16 protein-coding genes are annotated in these 20,997 nt (G+C 46.3%); 5 read left to right on the top strand and 11 right to left on the bottom strand.

Features of this window, described 5'->3' with window-relative positions; all coding sequences use genetic code 11:
- Positions 1–21: 21 nt before the first annotated feature.
- Positions 22–837: a bifunctional DNA-formamidopyrimidine glycosylase/DNA-(apurinic or apyrimidinic site) lyase gene (gene mutM, locus SPEA_RS21535; protein WP_012157292.1), complete on the bottom strand. Its 816-nt coding sequence runs from the start codon at positions 835–837 to the stop codon at positions 22–24.
- A 69-nt stretch (positions 838–906) separates the two neighbouring features.
- A complete protein-coding gene (locus SPEA_RS21530) occupies positions 907–1,365 on the bottom strand; it encodes a hypothetical protein (protein ID WP_012157291.1) in 459 nt (152 codons plus the stop codon).
- A gap of 1,395 nt (positions 1,366–2,760) precedes the next feature.
- Here SPEA_RS21530 and SPEA_RS21515 point away from each other — a divergent pair.
- The 3 genes from SPEA_RS21515 (at position 2,761) to SPEA_RS21505 (ending at position 7,413) form a co-directional block, all read left to right on the top strand.
- Positions 2,761–3,147: a hypothetical protein gene (locus SPEA_RS21515; protein ID WP_012157290.1), complete on the top strand. Its 387-nt coding sequence runs from the start codon at positions 2,761–2,763 to the stop codon at positions 3,145–3,147.
- A 356-nt stretch (positions 3,148–3,503) separates the two neighbouring features.
- Positions 3,504–5,534 carry an Ig-like domain-containing protein gene (locus tag SPEA_RS21510; RefSeq protein WP_012157289.1) on the top strand — a complete coding sequence of 677 codons (2,031 nt, stop codon included), beginning with the start codon at positions 3,504–3,506 and terminating at the stop codon, positions 5,532–5,534.
- Positions 5,535–6,408: 874 nt separating this feature from the next.
- Positions 6,409–7,413, top strand: coding sequence for a DUF2806 domain-containing protein (locus SPEA_RS21505; RefSeq protein ID WP_012157288.1), 1,005 nt, complete (start codon positions 6,409–6,411; stop codon positions 7,411–7,413).
- Between the two features lie 145 nt (positions 7,414–7,558).
- Here SPEA_RS21505 and moaA read toward each other — a convergent pair whose 3' ends face one another.
- The 6 genes from moaA to SPEA_RS21475 are packed head-to-tail and all read right to left on the bottom strand — an operon-like array spanning position 7,559 to position 13,297.
- Positions 7,559–8,545: a GTP 3',8-cyclase MoaA gene (moaA, locus tag SPEA_RS21500; protein WP_012157287.1), complete on the bottom strand. Its 987-nt coding sequence runs from the start codon at positions 8,543–8,545 to the stop codon at positions 7,559–7,561.
- Positions 8,546–8,565: 20 nt separating this feature from the next.
- Positions 8,566–10,365: a bifunctional molybdopterin-guanine dinucleotide biosynthesis adaptor protein MobB/molybdopterin molybdotransferase MoeA gene (locus SPEA_RS21495; protein ID WP_012157286.1), complete on the bottom strand. Its 1,800-nt coding sequence runs from the start codon at positions 10,363–10,365 to the stop codon at positions 8,566–8,568.
- Positions 10,366–10,373: 8 nt separating this feature from the next.
- Positions 10,374–10,976 (bottom strand): molybdenum cofactor guanylyltransferase MobA, encoded by a 603-nt coding sequence (mobA, locus tag SPEA_RS21490; RefSeq protein WP_012157285.1) that lies wholly within the window; start codon positions 10,974–10,976, stop codon positions 10,374–10,376.
- 52 nt (positions 10,977–11,028) lie between these two features.
- Positions 11,029–11,775 (bottom strand): ABC transporter ATP-binding protein, encoded by a 747-nt coding sequence (locus tag SPEA_RS21485; RefSeq protein ID WP_012157284.1) that lies wholly within the window; start codon positions 11,773–11,775, stop codon positions 11,029–11,031.
- 5 nt (positions 11,776–11,780) lie between these two features.
- On the bottom strand, positions 11,781–12,488 hold the full coding sequence (locus SPEA_RS21480; RefSeq protein WP_012157283.1) for an ABC transporter permease: 708 nt from the start codon (positions 12,486–12,488) through the stop codon (positions 11,781–11,783).
- Complete coding sequence (locus tag SPEA_RS21475; RefSeq protein WP_012157282.1) at positions 12,485–13,297, bottom strand: ABC transporter substrate-binding protein; 813 nt, start codon at positions 13,295–13,297, stop codon at positions 12,485–12,487. The genes SPEA_RS21480 and SPEA_RS21475 overlap by 4 nt, the downstream gene beginning before the upstream one ends.
- Before the next feature lie 276 nt (positions 13,298–13,573).
- Between SPEA_RS21475 and SPEA_RS21470 the strand changes: the two genes are divergently transcribed.
- Complete coding sequence (locus SPEA_RS21470) at positions 13,574–14,959, top strand: sigma-54-dependent transcriptional regulator (RefSeq protein WP_041411164.1); 1,386 nt, start codon at positions 13,574–13,576, stop codon at positions 14,957–14,959.
- Between the two features lie 31 nt (positions 14,960–14,990).
- Positions 14,991–17,129: a sensor histidine kinase gene (locus tag SPEA_RS21465; RefSeq protein WP_041411162.1), complete on the top strand. Its 2,139-nt coding sequence runs from the start codon at positions 14,991–14,993 to the stop codon at positions 17,127–17,129.
- A gap of 774 nt (positions 17,130–17,903) precedes the next feature.
- Here SPEA_RS21465 and SPEA_RS21460 read toward each other — a convergent pair.
- The 3 genes from SPEA_RS21460 to SPEA_RS21450 all read right to left on the bottom strand — a co-directional run bounded on the left by SPEA_RS21460 (position 17,904) and on the right by SPEA_RS21450 (position 20,714).
- On the bottom strand, positions 17,904–18,362 hold the full coding sequence (locus SPEA_RS21460; RefSeq protein WP_012157279.1) for a GNAT family N-acetyltransferase: 459 nt from the start codon (positions 18,360–18,362) through the stop codon (positions 17,904–17,906).
- Positions 18,363–18,484: 122 nt separating this feature from the next.
- A complete protein-coding gene (locus tag SPEA_RS21455; RefSeq protein ID WP_012157278.1) occupies positions 18,485–19,144 on the bottom strand; it encodes a 7-cyano-7-deazaguanine/7-aminomethyl-7-deazaguanine transporter in 660 nt (219 codons plus the stop codon).
- A 217-nt stretch (positions 19,145–19,361) separates the two neighbouring features.
- Complete coding sequence (locus tag SPEA_RS21450) at positions 19,362–20,714, bottom strand: isochorismate synthase (RefSeq protein ID WP_398353700.1); 1,353 nt, start codon at positions 20,712–20,714, stop codon at positions 19,362–19,364.
- Positions 20,715–20,997: the final 283 nt, after the last annotated feature.

Here is a 20,997-nt window from a genome sequence, read left to right as displayed (position 1 = left end):
TACTTGCTATGTGCTAGCCGGTTATCTTTGCTGGCACAAGCTACAGAAAACCGTTGCCCGTTGGCCGAGTTTAATTTCACTGAGCATGTGGCCACACTGAGTGCAGGTTTTGCCGCCGCGGCCGTAAACATGTAGCTTCTGGGCAAAGTAGCCCGGTTTACCATCGGCATTGGTAAAGTCCTTAAGTGTTGTACCGCCCTGTTTAATCGCGCCCGCCAAGATTTGTTTTACTTCACTGACTAAGATCTCGATACGCTCGGCATCGACTTTACCTGCTTCTGCTTGCGGATGAATACCAGCGGCAAACAGCGCCTCGTTAGCGTAAATATTACCTACGCCAACCACGATATGATTGTCCATTAAGCACAGCTTTATGGCCTTCTTCTTATTGGCCAAACTCTCTAATAGGTAAGGAGCGTTAAAAGCGTCAGTGAGAGGTTCTGGGCCTAATTTTGACAATAATGGATGGGCTTGTTCAGGCAGTTCACACCATAGCCAAGCACCGAAGCGTCTCGGGTCGTTAAAGCGCAGGGCTTTACCACTCGCTAGCACCAGATCGATATGATCGTGTTTCTCTGCCGGTGTGGTAGCAGGCAGTATTCGTAAGCTGCCCGACATCCCCAGATGCACAATGGTGGTGCCCGCATCGGTATCGATAAGAAGGTATTTAGCACGGCGGCGCACATTGCGAATCGTCTGGCCGATGATCTGTTTGGCTATCTCAGGCACAGGCCATCTGAGTGATGGATTACGCACGATTAAGTCGGTAACTGTGTTGTCGATGAGATAGGGGGATACGCCTTGTCGAGTCACTTCAACTTCGGGGAGTTCTGGCATGTCTTCTCTCTCTTGTTATTTTTTATTGTTATAAATAGCTTGATGATGGCTATGGGCTATGGACTAGAGCTAGCGAGCGTTGACCTGTGCGCGCAGGATAGGGCTTAACGCCTCACGTAAACTCGGTGGCACTTGATACCAATTACCAGCTGGTGACTTTAACAAGCCTTGCTCGCTAAACATAATCCATAGCTGGGCATCGATAAGGTCATCCACTTGGATCACCACCTCGATAGGCTCTCCAGTGGTTTCAGGCTTATCGGTTAGCGCCGAAATATGCACTTGCTCCCACGCATTGGCCCACTCTAAGCAATTAAGCACTCGGCTGCTACATTGCCAGCCTGACTGGCGTTTCTGCAGCCAGTGCTCGCCAAATTGCAGCTGTGACAGTGGAGCCGATATGTCGAATAGCGCCTGAGTCTGCATCGGTGTTTGCTGGCTATTTCTCTCGATCACGGTCAGGACTGAGATCATCAAGACTGATGCGAGGATGATGATGGTATTCCACTTCTTGCGGGATAAAGCCATGGTTGTTACTTCAGCTTTGTGTTGAATATTGGGTATCTAATAAGTGTATCTGTTAGGTGGGGATTTAACAAATTTGGGAAATGGTAGGGTGACCGTTGGACACTTTTTTTAATCAAACTTCGTTTGACAAAAAGTCGTGAGCTTCCAGCTCACACTCGGCCAAGAGGGGATCAACAGCAATCCCCTCTTGGATCACCCCTGCCGCCCCGACGAAGTTGTTGATCCTCATGCTTATGGATAAATGGCTAACGCTTCCGATGGGGCATCCTGCCCCGCGAAAGCTAATCCGACATCCCTGTCGGCTTCACGTAATTTATTCCAACGCACTTCGGCAACTTCGATGGGGAAGTCGGTGTTTTCTGTGGTTATTGATGGAGCCTTTTAGACTTCAGTTTTTATATTGAGAACTCTGAACTGAAGTTATTTCGCTTTTCTAACTTGGTGTAGATACGGCTGAAGCCTTCGGTTTCAGGGATGAAACCGTAGAGCTCACAGGGATGTGCTTGCAGCGTGTTTCAGCTGTGTCTGCACATGCGCTGGCCGCAGGCCATTGGAACCACAGATGTTGGAAGGTACATCAAATGCAGCCTACGCATTGGTGAAGCAAAGGTTCATTGTTTTGGAAGGAATCCTAAGTTCTGCACATGCGCTGGCCGCAGGCCATTGGAACCATAGATGTGGGAAGCTACATCAAATGCAGCCTAAGTATTGATGAAGCAATGGTTCACTGCTTTGGGTGAACTTCTAGGTTCTGCACATACGCGGCCGCAGGCCATTGGAACCACTGGTGTGGGAAGCTACATCAAATGCAGCCTAAGTATTGATGAAGCAATGGTTCACTGCTTTTGGGGAACTTCTAGGTTCTGTATATACGCGGCCGGAGGCCATTGGAACCACAGGTGTAGGAAGATACATCAAATGCAGCCTAAGTATTGATGAAGCAATGGTTCACTGCTTTGGGTGAACTTCTAGGTTCTGCACATACGCGGCCGCAGGCCATTGGAACCACTGGTGTGGGAAGCTACATCAAATGCAGCCTAAGTATTGATGAAGCAATGGTTCACTGCTTTTGGGGAACTTCTAGGTTCTGTATATACGCGGCCGGAGGCCATTGGTTGCATCAGATGTGGGCAGTGACTAATGCCGAGATTAGCTACTGAAATCGTAACAGTTAAGCAGCTGTTATTACCCATCAAAAACACATAAACGCGCATCGATAATGCCCTGAATGATTTGATGTGATCTTTTAAAACAATAGGTTATATTCGAATGAATGACATTATCTAGAAGCTATAGTAAGTCTAGTTGCAATGATAAAGATTAAAAGTGCAGCATAGATAACACTGGCATCAGTGCTGCTATTCAATTAGCTGCTATGTGTAATCAGAGTTTGAGATGAAAATGTATAAGGTAATTAAAATTGCTGCGGCGATCTTGCTGCTTAATTGCTTGCAAGCGTCTGTTTCTGCAGAAGAAGGCTCTTTCGGCTTAGATGGTGTTTTTGTATATAAAGATATGGTCGGAGGGCCGTATTTTGATGAGTGGTACCTTGATGGCAACTTGAATAATTTAAACGACTTAAAGCTTTATCGTGAGGGCAAGTCTGGCTCGTTAGAGACTTCGATTAAGATTGATTGCAAACGAGAAGCGATAACTATTCATGGGGCTGGTTTACTCTTTGGCTCTATGGCGTTAACCAAAGAAGAAACGCAAGAATATCTCCCCAAAGATTTATCGGAAGCAATAGTTAGGAAAATATGCACCCTTCAGCCAAATATATAACAAAGCATTAGAATGAGACTCAAAACGCTTGGCAATTTTAGTCTTAATCTGCATCTATGTTAGATAAAGAGAACCCGACTTTTATGTCGGGTTTTGTGCTTTGTGGGGCGCAGTCAGTAGTTCACCACGTCGACTAATTCAAACCATTAACTGCACTGGACTGTGCAAGAGCCGTTATCCATCCGAGGGGTTTTATAAAGCATAGGAATTGGGCTGTGAAGCTCAGAAACACGAGGGCCTGATACTCTGCTGTTTAGTAAAATTAAATGTGAAATATTGCGGATATTCACCTATACCTATTGAGTGCCTGATTTTTATACACCTTGTATACACCTAAGCTTTATATGGAGATAGATATGGTGCCCTTCAGTAGAATATTCGCTCTCGTCTTTTTAAGTTTCATATTAGCAGCTTGTGGTGGAGATGACGGTGATGGTCCGGTTTGTCCTTCAAATGTCCCCTGTGAATTAATCAACGATAACGCTGCGCCTACAGCGGCTGTGATTTACGAGGTTTCGTTAACCATTACCGATGCCGAGGGCAATGAGATCTCATCTATCTCTTCGGTCAATCCAGGTAAGCTGGTTGCTAATGTTAGCGGCATCACTGAACCGACTATCGTTAGCTTTGCTAGCACGCTAGGGGAGCTCCCTATTACCACGGCGGTTACCGACAGTGATGGCAATGCCAGTGTGGTTATCTACGCGGGTAACGAGTTAGGAGCGAGTTCGGTAACTGCGAGCCTTGTTTCTGGTGAACAAGATATGGCGATCTTAGTCATTGGTGCCACCAACTTAGAGATGGGTAGCGGTGACCCACTGCAGTCCGGTGTCGCAGAGGTGAGTACCGCTTCGCTATCGGCGGGCGGAACTGCAAGCGTGTCGGTGATGATTGTCGATGAACAAGGGCAGCCTTTCAATGAAGCTATAGATGTTTTCTTTAGCTCTGGTTGTTCGTTGCTGTCTACGCCATTAGCTGAGGTGAGTTCGCCGGTAATGTTAGTAAAGGGGGTCGCGACCAGTACTTATCTTGCAAAGGGCTGCGTTGGCGACGATACCATTAATATCAGTGCCAATGCCGGTGGCATCAATCTATTTGCCACTGGAAGTATTAATGTTCTAGCCGCAGAGAAGGGCAGTATTGTGTTTGTATCGGCGACACCGAGTGATATTGGCATTTTGGGCTCGGGCAGGGATGAGTCATCCACAGTGCTGTTTAAGGTGCTAGATACCAACGGTAATCCTGTCAGTAATGCTGCGGTGAGTTTTGCTTTGAATACCCAAGTTGGTGGGCTAAAAATTCAACCGACTACGGCAAGCACCAATGGCAGCGGTATAGTCCAAACCATAGTGACATCAGGTACAGTGGCCACACCTGTAAGGGTAACGGCAAGCATCGACAACAGTAATCCACTCCTATCGAGTCAGTCGAGCACCTTAGTGGTATCAACCGGGATCCCAGATCAAGATAGCTTTTCATTGTCTGCAGAGATATTAAATGCCGAGGGCTGGAGCTATGACGGCGAGCAGGTCAAGATCACTGCTAGGCTAGCGGATGCGTTTAATAATCTCGCACCAGACGGAACTGCTGTGGCCTTTGTCACCGAAGGTGGTGCTATCGGTTCTTCCTGTTTCACGGCTAATGGCGAGTGTAGCGTGACTTGGTCTAGCCAGAACCCACGCCCGCTAAATGGTCGGGCAACCATTACCGCCACAGCTATTGGTGAAGAGTCTTTCCCTGACTCTAATGGTAATGGTCGTTTCGATGCCGCTGAGATGGCCGCCTTTTTAGCAACGGATGTAGCAGGGCGCTCCAATGATATGGATGAAGCCTTTAACGATTACAACGAAGATGGCAGCTTCAATGAAGATGGGTTAGAAGAGTTAATAGACTTTAATGGTGACGGTGCATTTACCGCTAGAGATGGTATATATAACGGTGTGTTGTGTAGCGACCCGGTACATAGTGGTTGTGCCGATGGCGTCTCCGATTCTAAGTCGATTAATGTTCGAGATAGCCTAGTGCTGATCATGTCTGGAAGTACCGCATTTGGAAGTGACCTCACTGTTGTGGACAGCTCAAATGATAACGGCGACAGTGTCTTAGACCTATATGGTAAAGAGACGGGACAGGTTTCATTAATCATTAAAGATATCAATGGGCAACAGATGCCTGCTGGGACTAAGGTGGAGATCTCTGCTACGGCGGGAACGGTAGTGAGCAAGAGCAGCTTCGTTTGGCCTTCGACGAATGCGCCGGGAGGGCTTGGTTTTGGTATCTTGGTGAAGGGTGAAGACACCGCAAACACCGGAGCGCTGTTAATTGAGGTGCAAACGCCAAATGGTGTGGATACTTTGGTAACAACTATCCCAATCACCATTCATTAGTTATTAGTCTTTTTTGATAACCATAAAGGGTGCTTATAGCACCCTTTTTTGTTTTCAAGCTGCGCTTGAGTTTTAAGTTAGACTTTGTCTAACAATTCGATCAATCAAACTTTGTTTGATTAATTTATCAGGCTACGCCTGAGCTAACGTCGTGGGATTCCATCCCACATATACAGCTAATCAAGCTCCGCTTGATAAAGGTCGTGAGCTTCCAGCTCACACTCGGGCAAGAGGGGGACAACAGCTTCCCCCTCTTGCATCTCCCGAGCCGCCCCGACGAAGTTGTTGATCCTCATACTTATGGATAAATCACTAACGCTTCCGATGGGGCATCCTGCCCCGCGAAAGCTAACCCGACATCCCTGTCGGCTTCACGCAATTTATTCCAACGCACTTCGGCAACTTCGATGGGGAACTGTTGTTTTCTGTATGCTCTGCGTTGAAGTAGGTTTAGCTCTTTCAATGGCTAACGCTAAAAGTTAGGAGTTCTGCTTTTCTAACCCAGTGTAGGTGCGGCTGAGGCCGTCGATAACATGGATGTTTTCGTTGAGCGGTCAGGGATGACGACAAGCGAGCCTCAGGAGTATCTGCACATGCGCTGACCGCAGGTCATTAGCTGCATTCAGTGTAGGAAGCCGCATCGGAGGTAATTCGATATAAAAAGAGAAACAGTTAAGCTGCTGTCATCGCGTTATTAAACACATATAAAACCGCATCAATAATTCCTTAAATGATTTGATATGAAGCTTTAAAACAATAGGTTATATTCGAGTGGCGAACATTATTAAGACGCATTGATAATAATTAAATGTGGAACACTGATAACGAATATCTGTGTTGCTCAATAAGCTGATAGATATTTAATGGAGTAAATGTGGAATTTCCAGGCGAAAAGTTAGTTATAAAAATGTGGGAGACTCTAACTGAAAAAGGAATTGGTTCAGCGCTGCAACCTTGGCATGAAAAACGTCTAGGAGAAGCAAAAAATCAGGTAAGGCGTAATGAGATTATAATGTTGGCTGAAGCTGAAAAAATGGCTGCCGATATAAAAGCGGGTAGATTGAAACCTATTGACACAACTACTCCACTAATTAGTGTGTCTGCGCAAGAAAGAATAGAGCCAACTATTAGCCTTCCCGATATAGCAATTACAGCTGCCAATATTAATGTTTCAGAAACCATTAGGAAAGAAGTTAACGTAAGTAAAGCCGTCCTTGCTGCCGAGAACATATTGGCTAATGAAGAGCAGGAAGTTCCAACTCAAAATGTAGAAGATGATTGGTTGTACTCATGGAGAGAAAATGCCGGTAAAGTCTCATCGGAAGAATTACAGGATCTTTGGGGGCGAATTTTAGCGGGAGAAATTAAAAACCCGGGTAGTTACTCTTTTAGAACAATGGAGTTTCTAAAAGGATTATCTAAAGACGAGGCTGAATTAATTAGTAAGCTTGCGCAATTTGTAGTTGACGGTTCAATTTTTCGGCATAAAGATACTTTCCTAGAGCAAAGTGGCATTAGCTTTAATACATTGTTATTTTTACAAGAAATTGGTGTCGTTGCTGGTGTGGAAGCTACAGGTTTACATGTAACGTGGAATTCTTTATTACCTAATAGCTATATGAAAGCATTAGTATCTAACAATAAGGTAATAGTGTTAGAGCATGATGATGTTAATAAAAAAGCTGATGCAGGGGTATACCAATTAACTAGTGTGGGTAGGCAAGTATTAGCCTTGGCTTCATTTGGTTCAAGAGACGACTATTTACTTTCTATTGCCCAAGATTATGTAAAAAAAGGCTATAAAGTAAAGTTAGGAGATTGGCGGCCTTTGAATGCAACACGAGGTCAAATTCTAAACCCTCAAGAAGTTAAAGTTTAAAACCTGTATCAGTCAGATAACAAAACCCGACATTTACGTCGGGTTTTATGTATCTAGCGTACAGCTAACTCCAAGCTAACAGTTAACCACTGTGGTGACAGAAAACACCAGACCACCATCAGCGACAAAACTGTTCAAGCAACAGTTAGCCACCCGTTGCATTCATAAAGCGCAAGATCTGCGTTTCACCATTTGGGTCGAAATGGTGCTCTTTGGGTTTGTGCTGGATGCCGTCTAGAATCGCGGTTTTTAGCCTTTCGATATCACCGGGGAATTCGCGGACAATAGCTTTGAGATCCACTGAGTTTTCGTTGCCTAGGCAGAGTAACAGTTTGCCCTCTACCGTGACGCGGACGCGATTGCATTCGTGGCAGAAGTTATTGCTGTGGGGCGAGATAAAGCCCACATGTATGTCGCTGCCGGGCATGGTGAAGTAACGCGCTGGGCCACCTGTACGGCGGTTTGACTGGATTAGCGGGTAACGCTCAGTGATGATGTCTTGAATTTCTTTACTGCTGCAGTGACGGCTGCGCTTGCGCTCATCAATCACGCCTAGTGGCATCTCTTCGATAAAGGCGATATCTAAGTCGCGTTCGCGGCAAAACTCGATTAAATCTAAGACTTCATCATCGTTTTGGCCACGTAAAATCACCGCGTTGATCTTAATCTTTTTAAAACCTGCTGCAATGGCGGCGTCGATACCGGCAATAACGCGGTCGACCTTGCCGTTACGAGTAAGACTGGTAAACAGATCTGGCTTTAAGGTATCTAAGCTGATGTTGAGTCGGTTCAAGCCTGAATCATGCATCTCTTGCGCGAAACGGGTTAAGCGAGAACCGTTGGTCGTCATCGACAACTCTTCAAGGCCCGGTAACTTACCTAATAGCTTAACTAGCTGATCGCAGTCGGTGCGCACTAACGGCTCACCTCCTGTTAAGCGGATCTTCTTAACGCCTAGTTCGGTAAAAGCTTGGGCGACCCAGGCTAATTCTTCTAGGCTGAGTACATGTTCCCGGCCTAAAAAGCAGGGATCTTCACTCATGCAGTACACGCAGCGAAAATCGCAGCGATCAGTAACGGATAGTCGCAGGTATTCTACCGTGCGACCAAAAGTGTCAACGATTAAACTCATGCTAGCTACCTACACGGCCTCTAAAGGAGGTCGGCAAAAGGTTGAATGTAAACTGTGTCACCTGGATTTAACTGATCATCTTTCTCGCCAATCACGATGAGACAGTTTCCTTTTACCATAGAGCTAAGCATCCCTGAGCCCTGAGCACCGGTTGTGGTTACATGTAGCTTGCCGTCAGCACCTAAGTGATACATGCCACGGGTAAATTCTGTGCGGCCTGTACGGCTGCGCAGTGGCTTGTCGGTAATTGCTGGCACCATAGTCGGTGCCCAGTTCTGTTCGCCTGCAAGTTTACGAATCGCTGGCTGCACAAACTGTAAGAACGACACCATAACCGCTACTGGGTTACCCGGTAAACCGAAGAATAATGCATCATCGATTTGACCGAAAGCTAACGGGCGACCCGGGCGCATGTTGATACGCCAGAAGTTTATCTGGCCCACTTGCTCTAGTACCGTCTTGATATAGTCGGCGTCACCAACAGATACACCGCCTGAACTGATGACGATATCGGCCTGTGCTGCGCCATCTTTTAGCGCTTGCGCTAGTGCGGCTTCTGAATCTTGAATGATGCCTAAATCGATCACTTCACAGCCTAACTTCTTCGCCATCGATTTAATGGTGTAGCGGTTAGAGTCGAAAATGCAGTTGGCTTTTAACGGCTCGCCTGGCTGACAAACTTCGTCGCCTGTTGAAAATACGGCTACTTTTGGACGCTTAAATACCGGTAACTCACCAAAACCTAATGAGGCTAACAGGCCTTGTTCGGCGGCGTGTAGGCGTGAATGTGCGGCTAAGGCTGTTGCGCCTTGGGCAATGTCTTCACCAGCTAGGCGAATGTGTTGCCCTAGGCTCATCTCACCTTCGAAACGAACTTCACCGTCCTGCTCGTTGGCAAGCTCACGTAGCTGAATAGTATCTGCACCTGCTGGCACTGGTGCGCCAGTCATAATGCGTACCGCTTCGCCCGCTTGGATAGTGCCAGCATAAGCATGGCCGGCCATCACTTCGCCAACCATCTTGTATGAGGCGTCTGGCTGGTCATTTAATTTAAACGCGTAACCGTCCATCGCTGAATTGGTGTGTTGTGGCACGTCAACCGGAGAGATGGCATCGCTAGCTAATACGCGGTTCTCAAGCTCATCGAGCTCGACAGACTCTGTCGCGCTGATTGGGTTGACGTAAGATAGGATCTTGTCGATACCTTGGCGCACTGACAGCGTACTGCTGTTATCCAGTTCGCAGCCACAAGTGGGTGCCATAGGTAGATCGATTGGGCAAGGCTTCCACGCGGCAATGTATTCACCAACGTAGTCGGCGATTTGCTCTACATTGTTGATATCTAAACGGCGTAGTTCGCTTGGTAGCTCGGTGTCATCACAGCAGGCGATAGCTTGGATATTGTCATCATGAGTGTGGATGAAAGGCTTGCCGTGAGCGGCGCGGTGCAGTTCTATCTTGGGGAGTTCGAGCTTTTTGAAACCTTCAACGAGGACGATATCGACCTTGTCGGCTTCTATCTGTTTTAGCAAATGTGGTAGTTCAGGGTCGCCATCTTTGGCGTCTTCGGTCATTAACGCCCAGCGTACATGAGAAGCAACCAGCATCTGCTTTGCGCCTGCTTTACGCATCTCGTAGCTATCTTTACCGGGAATATCGACATCGAAGTTATGATGAGCATGCTTAATGACTGCGAGTCGCACACCGCGGCGATTAAGCTCTGGGATTAATTGCTTCAATAATGTGGTCTTGCCTGTGCCACTGTAGGCACAGAATCCGAGTACAGGAATAGGTAACGGATTAGTAAAAGGTATGCTCATTTACACCTCTAGTGATTTTCTTCATTAGCTATGGCTTCGCCTAGCTGCTGCTTTTGTTCTGGTGTGTTCACGTTTACAAACGCATTTGGCTGATCGGAAAACTCAGCGACGACATAGTGATGCTTGGCATACCAAAAATCGATTTTGCGTTCACCGGCATCTAAAAATGCCTTCATAGACTCGCGTAAACTCGGCTTTAGCAACATGACTACAGGTTGCTCTCGTTTACCGTCGCTTGCTACTGCAAGTTCGGCGTCTTCAGCCGTTAATTTCGCTAGCATTCTAGCGACTAAATCTGTCGGTAACAGTGGGCAATCGCAAGGAACCACTAATAAATATTCCGCATCGGTATTGCTCATCGCGGTGATCATGCCAGCCAATGGGCCTAAATAGCCTGAATCTTGGTCGCTGAACACCTTAAAACCAAACTCAGAATAACGGTTTTGGTTTCGATTTGCGTTGATCAGGATCTCCTTAACTTGAGGTTTTATCCGCTCGATTGCATGTTCTATCATGGGGCGGTTTAGCAGTTCGACTAAACCTTTATCGTTTCCACCCATGCGTCTGGCCATACCGCCTGCAAGGATTACTGCATCAACTTGTGCTGCCATCACTGTTATCCTATTGTTTGTTCGCAGTTTTATCTAAAAATTGCCAATGAGTTTACCCAACTGACACATTCAATGTCATTGAAATATCAGCGGGAGAATCAGTCATATCCTGATTGGCACTAATATTACTGCTGGTAATCGTGTTATCGCAAACTAGCCAAGCATGATCGCATACTTTGGTCAGCATACAAGTCTGGTGGCTACTAATTAGCATGCCAGTGCCTTGCAGCTTTAGATCGCTAATCATCTGTAACACCAGTTGTTGCGAGTGCTTATCCATATTGGAAGTCGGCTCGTCTAGCATCAATAGTTTAGGCTGAATAATCCAGGCTCTGGCTATGGCTAAACGTTGTTTCTCACCACCGGATAAACTCGAGGCGGCCTGAGTGAGCAAGTGGCGCAACTGTGCCATATCAATAGCCTGCTCGGTACGGGCCTTGAGAAGCTGTTGATCTCGGTCCAAAAACCTTAATGGATAAGTGAGGTTATACATCACACTGCCTTCGAAAAGATAAGGGTGTTGATGTAGATAGATAGCTTTACCCGTAATAGATTTGCTGCGCCACCAAGGGGCAATAGAGAAACCTTGAGCCTGAATGGAGCCTGCTGTTGGCTGGATAAAGCCTGCGAGTAACTTCATCAAGGTGGTCTTGCCACAGCCGTTGTCACCCTGCAGATGGATCACTCGGTTTTGCTCAAAAACTAATTCACGAGTACTAAAGAGATGCTTGTTTTCAAAGCGCATCTCAAGGTTTCGAGCAATGATTTTGGCATTGCCTTTAGTATTAGTCACTGTCATTTGAGTTAATGACTCCTCGGCTCGGCTTTGCCTCTTAATGTACCCAGAGCAAAATTTAAAATCAGTGCTAAAACGAGTAATACAAGCCCGAGTGCAATCGCTTGGGCAAAGTCACCCTTACTGGTTTCGAGTGCGATAGCGGTAGGAATGTTGCGTGTCACTCCTGCTATGTTGCCGCCCACCATCATCGAACAACCTATCTCGGTTAAAATGCGGCTAAATGCGGCGATAATAGCTAATAATAGTGGAACTTTAAGCTCTCTGCAGACCGCCCATATCGCACTCAGTGCTGGTGCACCTAAGGTACGGGAGGTTTCCCATGCCCTGCGGTCGACACTGGTAAAGGCGGCTTGGCTCATGGCGACAAGTACCGGGGCACAGATCATCATCTGCCCGAGAATCATACCTTTTTGGGTAAACAGCCACTTTAAATCCCCTAACGGCCCCATTCTGGTCAGCAGTAGATAGACCAATAGACCGATTACAACCGTAGGAATGGACTGTAGGGTTTGGATAAGATTGGTGACTAACCATCGGCCCGGAAAGCGTGTAAAGGCCAAGAGAAAGCCCAGTACCATTGAAGGCAACAGCGTGATAGCTAGTGCCGCAAATGATACTGCAAAAGAGACAGAGATAATGGACCACACTTCGGGGTCCAATGAAAACAGCAGGCTTAATGCCTGCTGTATAAGGGCTAACCAGCCTTCATTCATTCGCTATATGTTGCCTTGAACAATTGTTCACCCTGAACTTTATAATTGTTGATCATGCCTTGCGCTTCAGCGCCGATCAGCCAGTCGCTCAATGCTTGAGCACCCTTATGATTTAGCGTTGGGTACTTGCTTTCACTGATTAGTATGATTTGGTATGGGTTAGCTAGTGCTGGACCGCCATCGAAATCTACTGCTAGGTCTATTTTACCTGAATAAGCAACAAAAGTACCACGGTCAGATAGTGTATAAGCTTCTAATTCGCTAGCCATTAATAGGGTTTTGCCCATTCCTTGACCAACCGCAGTGTAACCTTTGAAGTCTGGAGTAATATTAGCATTCTTCCATACAAGCAGTTCTTTCATGTTGGTGCCAGAGTTGTCACCACGAGAGATGAAAGGCACGCCTGATTTAGCGATTTTAGCAAATGCTTCTTCAGCCGTTTTACTTGAACGGATTTTAGCTGGATCGTTCTTTGGACCTAGAACAACGAAGTCGTTTTCCATGATGCCACGTGGAAGACGACCGTAGCCTTCTTCAACGAATTTTGCTTCAGCGCCTGGAGCGTGAGTCATGACCACATCAACGTCGCCTTGGCGAGCAAGCTTTAGCGCCTTACCTGTACCAGTAGCAATAACTTGTACCTTGTAGCCTGATTCAGCCTCAAACTTAGGTAGTAGGTTTTTTAGTAGGCCTGAGTTTTCAGTACTTGTCGTTGTTGCAAGCTTAATAACTTCGTTAGCTTGGGCTGGCATACCAACAAATAGTGCAGCGGTAACCGCAAGGCCAACAACGCGTTTAAGGTTTAGCATTTTAACTCCTTGGAAAAATAAAATAGGCCACTCGATACCTGAGGCCTGTTAAAAAATCGAATCAGCCTCTCTAAAAGCAAGTTTAATGCCATGCTTGTATTGGATTATTTAAGTTCACATTTGTAACTCTTGTGTGATCTCGATCCCATCACTCGCAGAAAAAGCACAGACATTATGTCCCAAGGTCGCGATTACATGGTTCATAGTGACCTATTTCGACTGGTTAGATGATAGACTTGCTCCATAATGAGTCAAAATGTCCCTCTATAAGACAAGGTGGGACAGAGAATGAATAATATGAAGCCACTTCCTTCAGCTGTATCTGTATTGATTGTCGATGATGAACCGGGCATGCGCAGTTTTTTGAAAAAAGCGCTAGCGAAGAAATTTGCCTTGGTTGAAACCGCTTCGAGTGTCGAAGATGCTGAGCAATTGCGTTCACGCTGCCATTTTGATCTATTAATTGTCGATATTCGCCTACCTGGGCGCTCGGGAATTGAATGGCATGAGGCGTTAAATGATCAAGAAAGGCGCTCTGACATCATCTTTATGACCGGCTACGCCGATATGGATGTGGCAATAAAGGCACTACGCGCTGGTGCATCTGATTTCATTATGAAGCCTTTCCACCTTGAACAGATGATGAAGGCGGTTGACCGCTGTATCGAGCGACGCTTGCTTAAGCGTGAAAACTTGATGCTACGTCGTGAAGTGTCTTTCAATCAATCTTCTACCATTATTGGCCAAAGCGATGCGATGACTGAGGTGAAGCATGTTATTGAACGTGTGGCGCCAACCAATGCCGTAGTCTTGATTGAGGGTGAGTCTGGTACGGGTAAAGAGTTGGTTGCTCGTCAGTTGCATATTCTTAGTGGTCGCCAAGGACCATTTGTGCCAGTTAACTGTGGCGCCATCGCCCCAGAACTTTTAGAGAGCGAGCTTTTCGGTCATTCTGCAGGTGCATTTACAGGCGCGAAGGGTAACCGAGAAGGTCTATTTAGTTTTGCCTCTGGTGGTACAATCTTCCTCGATGAAATTGGCGAGATGCCGCTGAAAATGCAAACGGCGCTATTGCGCGTGCTTGAGCAGCGTACCATTCGTCCCGTCGGTAGCGAGAAAGAGATCAATATCGATGTGCGCGTGTTGGCAGCGACTAACCGTAAGCTATCTGAAGAGGTTGAAGCGGGTAACTTTAGACGCGATCTATATTATCGCCTCAATGTGCTCGATATAGTGATCCCGCCGTTGCGTGATCGCCCAGAAGATATCGTTGAGCTGACTCATCACTTCACTTGCCAATTAGCGGCAGAGCTAGGCGTGAAAGAGGTGGTGTGGAGTCATGAAGATCTATTGAAGCTGCAACAACACGAATGGCCAGGTAATATTCGTGAGCTGCGAAATATGATTGAACGCTGTATCCTATTGGGCAAGCCGCCTGCTGAATACTGGAAAGTGCAGCCAAAGACTGAGGCTGCAGGCGAGTCAGGTTATCCACTACAGTGGGCGCTTAAAGATGTTGAGCGTGATCATGTGACTCGCGTTGTTGACCTACATGGTGGCAATAAGTCGGCAGCAGCAAGGGATCTGGGGGTATCACGAAAGACTCTAGATCGAAAATATAAAGAATGGTTCGGCGGTGAAGCCGACAAAGAAGAATCTTAAACAATATTGAGATTGCTCTAGGGGAGTGTAGGTGTCTTTTTTTTCCAATATGTTTGGTGTTAGTTGGCAACAAATGCAGGCTAAGGTGCGCTATCGCATCCTGATTTTAACCCTGTTGCCCATCTTGCTCACTCTTGTGAGTTTGGTTTTTATTACCATCTATTGGAATATTAGCTACACAGGTAAACAGCTGTTTATGAAGGTCAAAGCCGATTTGACCGTTGCAAACAGCACCCTAGTGACCGTGCAAACAAACCAAGAGAACCAGCTAGAGTTGGTGATGGAGTCTTGGCAGTTCCAGAATGATTTCAGGAAAATTGGCAACGGCGCCCAGCTCCCTCGCGACAACTTGCAGCTGGTACTAGAACAAGCGAAGAAAGATCTTAATTTAGATTTCTTACGCCTAGTCAGTGTTGCGGAGGCCGCGGCGGATCCTGATCTGCGGCAGATGTTGCCGCATATCGAAGGTTTAGCCCCTTTCTCTGGCTTGATGGTGCTTGAACCGAGTCGATTGGCTCGCATCGACCCTGTACTCGCCGATAGGGCCAAAGTGTCTGTAATGAAGACCTTGCGAGCTCAAGAGCCCAGTAAACATGAAGAGAAGCGTGGCCTGTTAAGTCGCAGCTTGCTGCCTGTTGCCGACATGAATGGTAATGTCGCCTGGTACTTAGATGGCGGCATCATGCTTAATCGCGATACCCGCATTGTCGACCATATTCGTGATCTGGTGTACGACAAGGGCACGCTGCCGGAGCGCTCAATCGGTACCGTGACTATTTTCCTCGATAATATCCGTATCAGTACCAATGTGCCGTTGCACTTCTTTCCTCAAGGAGGTGATCAGCAAGGGCGTGCCTTAGGCAGCTTAGTCTCATCTGAGGTACGCGAAAAGGTATTGATTCAAGGGCTACTATGGGTCGATAGAGCTTTCGTCTTTAATGACTGGTTTATCTCGGCATACTCACCGCTGGAAGATATTAACGGTAAGCGGATCGGTATGATCTATACCGGATTTTCTGAGTCTCCATTTATCCATAACTACCTGCTCAATATTATCGAACTGGGCACCATCTTGATGCTGGTGTTGCTGGTCTCTGGCTGGTTGGTATACCGCGGTGCCTATAGCTTGTTACAACCTATTGAACGCATCCACCACGTGGTGAAAGCGGTGCAGTCTGGACGTAATCTACGTATAGGTTCACTGGGTTTAGACAGCGATAATGAGCTATCTAATCTGGCCGAGCAGTTTGACCGCATGTTGGATCTACTGCAGATGCGTAACAGCCAGATCCAAGCTGCCGCTGAGCAGCTTGAAGTCAAAGTCGAAGAACGAACTCGCAGCCTACAAGAGAAGACAGAAGAGCTGCAGGCTAACGTCGCTCTACTCAATGAAACCCGACAGCAGCTGGTGATCAACGAGAAGTTGACTGCCCTAGGTGAGCTAACTGCGGGTATTGCCCATGAGATCAATAACCCTACGGCGGTGATTCTGGGTAATATGGAGCTGCTTAAGTATGAGCTTGGAGATAGAGCGGCCGATGTCGAAGAAGAGATCGAGCTGGTTATTCAGCAAGTAGGCCGTATTAGCACCATTATTCGCAGTCTGTTGCAATACAGCCGCCCTGGTGAGTTTAATGCACCGCTTGAGATGCACCAGATCACGCCGATTATCGAAGAGATGTTGGTATTGGTGCGTCACTCTATCCAGAAACAGCAGGTGGTACTCAATCAAGAGCTTAACGCTAGCTACCCGATTCAGGTTAATCGCCCGCAGCTACTACAGGTACTGATTAACCTCGTCGTTAATGCGGCTCACGCAATGAATGGTAAGGGGCAGATCTGGATAAGAACCTATGATTGGGTACAACGTGGAGAGCCTGTTGGCGTCAAGATTGAAGTTGAAGACGAAGGTAAAGGGATCCCAGAAGAGGAGCTCAATCGCATTTTCGATCCGTTTTTCACTACCCGTAAAGACGGCACTGGACTGGGGCTATCGCTGAGTTACGGTATCATTAAGCGTATTGGTGGCACCATAGAAGTCAACTCTACCGTAGGCAAGGGCAGTCTATTCACCATAGGCTTATACCACAAGGCCATTGAAGACCAGAGTAATACCCCCTATGAAGGTTTGCAATTTTGCGGAAAACATTCAGACATGTCGCGAGACTAGTTAGAGAGCCGGAAAGTACCTCGGCTACTCTCTCATTTCAATTCATATAAGTTGACCTAATCTCAAATCACAGGCAAAAAAATAGCCGAGATAATATCTCGGCCAAAGAGTGTGTGAGCAATGTCGTGCTTAAAAAACTCTAACTTGCAGGAGATGAGATGCCTTTAAGTGTTAGCGAGTTCTGGAACGCATGTAAATAATAATCATTATCATTTAGTCTTGCAAGTAGAAATGTAAAAAAGTGCTTAATATTTTAGTAAAGAAAATTTAATCACTTATAAACAATGGTTTAAGTGCGGCTTACACTTGAATCGTTTACATTAGCTATTGATGATTTTAAACGAGCAGGAATTTCAATCTGTTGGTTCATTTCTTTCGGGCAAAAAAATCTGCGATCAAAGCGATTCACCACGAAGGTAACGAAGCGCTACACTACACGAAGAAAAGTAACTGCAATAAGTACGTTAACAGTAGCGGAAAAAATAGCCTGGATAATAATCCTTGGCGATTAAAGCGAATGTGAGCTTGTGTTTTCTTTATCTTTCGGGCAAAAAAAAGCCGGGAAAATATCCCGGCCACTTAAGAGTGTGTGAGCAATGTCGTGCTGTAAAAACTCATTTAACAAACAAAGATGATGAGAACTTTGTTTGCTAATCCGAGTTCTGGAACGCGTGTTAACAATAATCATTCTCATTTGGGTTTGCAAGCTTTATCGCACAACTTTTTCACATACTGCTAATTTTTTTACTTCTGTAATCTTATACAAAACGAGTGTTAGAACTGTTTTTGTAGGTGTAGCTTATTTTGGCTATGGTTTTGCGCATCGCTAACCATGGCGGTGATCTGGTACTGATTACCAATAAGCATATTGAGCATGGCTGGGAAGCAGTTACGGGTCTTAACGTCAATTCGCTGGTAACCTTGCTCTTTAGCCCATTTCTCTTGGTATTCAAGTAGGCTCTTAGCTAAACCTAGACCACGGAAATCGGGGGCAATACCACCTAGCCAGCTATAAAAAACCTGATCTTCGATTTGATAGCCCAACTTGAAACCGGCTATTTCACCTTCTACTTTAGCAAGCAGCAATAATGCTGGGCCTGCAAGTAAGCGTTGAGCAACCTCTTGGCTAGCATAGCCTCGCTCAAATTCTGGAATACTTGAATAGCTGGTTTGGATAAGTTCGAGGACTTCTGGAGTGAACTCGGTAATAGCTTCAATTTCAATGGTGTACATTTTAATTTCTCAATAACTTCGCCAGTTCACCCTGTGATGCAGCCAAACCAATAGGCTGAAAGGTGAACGAATTGGCGAAATTATAACAGGTCAGTCCAGTTGTTGTTAAGCGTTAACTGGCGTTAGATGGCGGTTTTACGAGCGGCATCTTGTAAGATCTTATCTTGTAAGAACTTTAATAACAGACCGTAGGCTGGTAAAAATAGGCCTAAGCTAACAATTAACTTAAATCCGTAATCAACGGTGGCAATTTCAGGCCAGTGTGTTGCCATAAACTCATCTGTTGAGGCGTAGAAAGCTAGGCCGAAGAACACAATCGTGTCTATCAGGTTACCAACGATAGTGGAAGCTGATGGTGCGACCCACCAAGACTTAGTCTCTCTAAGCTTGGCAAATACGAAGATATCCATCAGCTGGCCCACTAGATATGCCGCGAAGCTTGCAAAGGCAATACGGAATACAAAGTTATTGAACTCAAGCAGCGCCTCAGCACCTTGAAAGCTGCCTTGGTGAAAGATCACCCCCATCAAGTAAGAGATGATGAGGGCCGGTAGCATGGCAAGGAAGATGATCTTTCTCGCAGCTTGCTGGCCAAAAATTCTCACCGTAAGGTCAGTCGCTAAGTACACAAATGGAAAGCTAAATGCTCCCCATGTGGTATGGAAGCCAAATATTTGAAAGGGAAGTTGTACAAGGTAGTTACTCGCACAAATAATAACAATATGAAAGCCTGCTAATAGCAGTAATGCACGGCGAACCTGTGCATGGGTCAACATCAACATCTTGTGGCCTTTTTAAGTTAATCGGGCGGGGTGAGGGAACCCGCAATAGCGCTAAACGCTATAATTTTACAATTTTGGTTAAACAAAGTGGTTTTCCCTAAGCGAGTTAGGGGCGGCAAATTATAGAGAAGATTTTTATTTGAGCAAGAGGAAATCTTGACGACCGATAAAGATCGGCCGTCGAACTTGATTAAGTAATTGATTTTACCTTGAGGAATTACAATTCTGTCAAGATAGACAAGATGGTAGTGAGTTTATTCTCTAGCTCGACCCACTCTTTATCGGCCTCTGAACCCGCGACAATACCTGCGCCAGCAAATAGATTAATACGGCCAGGCTCGATAAGCGCGCTGCGGATGGCGACGGCAAACTCGCTTTCGTACTTGTTGAAATAGCCGCAAGCACCTGCGTACCAACCTCTAACGTAGCCCTCTTGCTGACGAATAAAGCTCATCGCAGACTCTTTCGGGAGTCCACCGACCGCAGGAGTAGGGTGCAGTGCCTGAATCACCTGAAAATCACTGACACCGGCTTTAAGCTCGGCCCGAATAGAGCGATGCAGATGCTGAATATGGCTTAACTTAAATATAGTCGGTGTCTCTTCTGCGCCCACGTAGTTACTCAGTGGATTGAGCACATCGACGATATGCTGCCGAACCAGCTGATTCTCATGGCTGTTTTTGCTGTCATCTAGCAGTGCTTGTGCCAGTGCTTTATCTTGTTCTTGGTTCAGGCCTCGAACCGTGGTGCCTGCGAGGGCTTCGGTAAACAGCTCTCGTTGACGACGACGATATAAGCGCTCTGGTGTACAAGAGATAAAGGCGCTTTCTGGACTAAATTGAAAGCCAAATTGAAAGCTATTTGGATTACGGCCCTGCCAGCAGGCGAGTAGCATCCAAGGATCCACCTCTTCATTTATCTCAAGTTGGGTGACTCGAGACAGAACAACTTTAGGCGTATCTTGGATAAATTTAGGATGAGTGACACGATTAACCAGCTCGTTCCAGCGGTATCTGTCGGGTCTATCACTGCGTCCCATAAGTGCCACTTTATTAGGCGGGGAGAGTGGCTTAGGTGAGTCTAATTTCTGCAGTGACTGCACAGCCAGTTCAATCTCTTCAGCGAAGCTATTCTCGCTAAAGTTAAGATTAACCAAGAGTCGATATTCGTTACCACTGCGGCGTAGTTCGATGCGAGGCAGCACGAAGTGCGCCTTACCAAACTCCGGCCAGCTTTCATTGCGACGATCGAAGGCGACACCACCATAGTAGCGGATCTCCTGATTGCTGGTGAGTGCTCGCTGTTTTTGGTACTCGGCGGCTAGCTCTATATCATCGACATCATCATTAAAGAAAAAGTCCTTACAGCAACCGATGGCGGCTACCTCTTCTTCGGTATCACGTCCCTTCCAATACACTCTCGGGTAAGTTGTTTGCGCCGATAGCCAGGCAATAACCGGGATCGGCGAAATCACCACAGACAGCTGTGCAATTGGGTCGCTGTTTGGTTGGAGAGTAAAGGATTTGATTTTGTCGGTTAAAGACTTAATAGCTTGAGGCAGCAAGGGGATGGTCAATAAGTACTCCAAACAAATATCATAAGGGCTTGCTTAGAGGAGCTGCCTCTAATTGGGATACACCCATCGCACATTGGTAATAAGAATCTTTACCACAAAGTAATAGTCTGTGGATACAGTGTCAAGTTGATTACTCCGCCTGTGTGAACTCTCACTGACTATTTAATCGACATGCTTTTGAAATAACCAAATCAAATCCAATTATTCATCCCCCACTGAGTTTTACCCGCAATTGCACTAGGGCAAATTTGTGAGATTAATTGGCCCTTTTGTCCTT

Origin of the sequence: Shewanella pealeana ATCC 700345 (genome assembly GCF_000018285.1) — a bacterium.
In the GTDB taxonomy this organism is placed as follows: Bacteria; Pseudomonadota; Gammaproteobacteria; order Enterobacterales; family Shewanellaceae; genus Shewanella; species Shewanella pealeana.
This window is presented reverse-complemented; position numbering and strand designations above follow the sequence as displayed.